Here is a 2,500-nt window from a genome sequence, read left to right as displayed (position 1 = left end):
TTGTAGAATGAACCGGCGAGTTACGATATGATGCGAGGTTAAGTTGAAGAGACGGAGCCGTAGGGAAACCGAGTCTGAATAGGGCGCCTTAGTATTATGTCGTAGACCCGAAACCATGTGACCTACCCATGAGCAGGTTGAAGGTGCGGTAAGACGCACTGGAGGACCGAACCAGGGCACGTTGAAAAGTGCTTGGATGACTTGTGGGTAGCGGAGAAATTCCAAACGAACTTGGAGATAGCTGGTTCTCTCCGAAATAGCTTTAGGGCTAGCGTCGACATCAAGATTCTTGGAGGTAGAGCACTGTTTGGGTGAGGGGTCCATCCCGGATTACCAATCTCAGATAAACTCCGAATGCCAATGAATTATGGTCGGCAGTCAGACTGCGAGTGCTAAGATCCGTAGTCGAAAGGGAAACAGCCCAGACCACCAGCTAAGGTCCCAAAATAATTGTTAAGTGGAAAAGGATGTGGGGTTGCACAGACAACTAGGATGTTAGCTTAGAAGCAGCTATTCATTCAAAGAGTGCGTAATAGCTCACTAGTCGAGTGACCCTGCGCCGAAAATGTACCGGGGCTAAAACAATTTACCGAAGCTGTGGATACCTTTATAGGTATGGTAGGAGAGCGTTCTATGTGTGGAGAAGGTGTACCGTGAGGAGCGCTGGAACGCATAGAAGTGAGAATGCCGGTATGAGTAGCGAAAGACAGGTGAGAATCCTGTCCACCGTAAGACTAAGGTTTCCAGGGGAAGGCTCGTCCGCCCTGGGTTAGTCGGGACCTAAGGAGAGACCGAAAGGTGTATCCGATGGACAACAGGTTGATATTCCTGTACTAGAGTATGTAGTGATGGAGGGACGCAGTAGGCTAACTAAAGCAGACGATTGGAAGAGTCTGTCTAAGCAGTGAGGTGTGAATTGAGTTAAATGCTTAGTTCTATAACATTGAGCTGTGATGGGGAGCGAAGTTTAGTAGCGAAGTTAGTGACGTCACACTGCCAAGAAAAGCTTCTAGCGTTAAACATACTCTACCCGTACCGCAAACCGACACAGGTAGTCGAGGCGAGTAGCCTCAGGTGAGCGAGAGAACTCTCGTTAAGGAACTCGGCAAAATGACCCCGTAACTTCGGGAGAAGGGGTGCTGACTTTACGTCAGCCGCAGTGAATAGGCCCAAGCAACTGTTTATCAAAAACACAGCTCTCTGCTAAATCGTAAGATGATGTATAGGGGGTGACGCCTGCCCGGTGCTGGAAGGTTAAGAGGAGTGCTTAGAGGTAACTCGAAGGTATGAATTGAAGCCCCAGTAAACGGCGGCCGTAACTATAACGGTCCTAAGGTAGCGAAATTCCTTGTCGGGTAAGTTCCGACCCGCACGAAAGGCGTAATGATTTGGGCACTGTCTCAACGAGAGACTCGGTGAAATTTTAGTACCTGTGAAGATGCAGGTTACCCGCGACAGGACGGAAAGACCCCATGGAGCTTTACTGCAGTTTGATATTGAGTGTCTGTACCACATGTACAGGATAGGTAGGAGTCTATGAGCTCGGGACGCCAGTTTCGAAGGAGACGTTGTTGGGATACTACCCTTGTGTTATGGCCACTCTAACCCGGATAGGTGATCCCTATCGGAGACAGTGTCTGACGGGCAGTTTGACTGGGGCGGTCGCCTCCTAAAAGGTAACGGAGGCGCCCAAAGGTTCCCTCAGAATGGTTGGAAATCATTCGCAGAGTGTAAAGGTATAAGGGAGCTTGACTGCGAGAGCTACAACTCGAGCAGGGACGAAAGTCGGGCTTAGTGATCCGGTGGTTCCGTATGGAAGGGCCATCGCTCAACGGATAAAAGCTACCCTGGGGATAACAGGCTTATCTCCCCCAAGAGTTCACATCGACGGGGAGGTTTGGCACCTCGATGTCGGCTCGTCGCATCCTGGGGCTGTAGTCGGTCCCAAGGGTTGGGCTGTTCGCCCATTAAAGCGGCACGCGAGCTGGGTTCAGAACGTCGTGAGACAGTTCGGTCCCTATCCGTCGCGGGCGTAGGAAATTTGAGAGGATCTGCTCCTAGTACGAGAGGACCAGAGTGGACTTACCGCTGGTGTACCAGTTGTCTTGCCAAAGGCATCGCTGGGTAGCTATGTAGGGAAGGGATAAACGCTGAAAGCATCTAAGTGTGAAACCCACCTCAAGATGAGATTTCCCATGATTTTATATCAGTAAGAGCCCTGAGAGATGATCAGGTAGATAGGTTAGAAGTGGAAGTGTGGCGACACATGTAGCGGACTAATACTAATAGCTCGAGGACTTATCCAAAGTAACTGAGAATACGAAAGCGAAAGGTTTTCTTAGTATTTGATAGATATTCAATTTTGAGTAGGTATTACTCAGAGTTAAGTGACGATAGCCTAGGAGATACACCTGTACCCATGCCGAACACAGAAGTTAAGCCCTAGAACGCCGGAAGTAGTTGGGGGTTGCCCCCTGTGAGATATGGAAGTCGCTTAGCT

At 49.7% G+C, this 2,500-nt stretch carries 2 rRNA genes (1 of these 2 cut by a window edge); both read left to right on the top strand.

Going from position 1 to position 2,500, the window contains the following annotated elements:
- Positions 1-2,306: ribosomal RNA gene (locus tag HMPREF1481_RS07760) — 23S ribosomal RNA — on the top strand; it begins 596 nt to the left of the window's first position.
- Between the two features lie 77 nt (positions 2,307-2,383).
- A 5S ribosomal RNA gene (rrf, locus tag HMPREF1481_RS07755) occupies positions 2,384-2,499 on the top strand.
- The last annotated feature ends 1 nt before the right edge of the window (position 2,500 follow it).

The sequence above is a fragment of the Streptococcus sp. HPH0090 genome (assembly GCF_000411475.1).
GTDB lineage: Bacteria > Bacillota > Bacilli > Lactobacillales > Streptococcaceae > Streptococcus.
The sequence above is the reverse complement of the archived record's forward strand: the minus strand, read 5'-3'. Positions and strand labels throughout refer to the sequence as shown.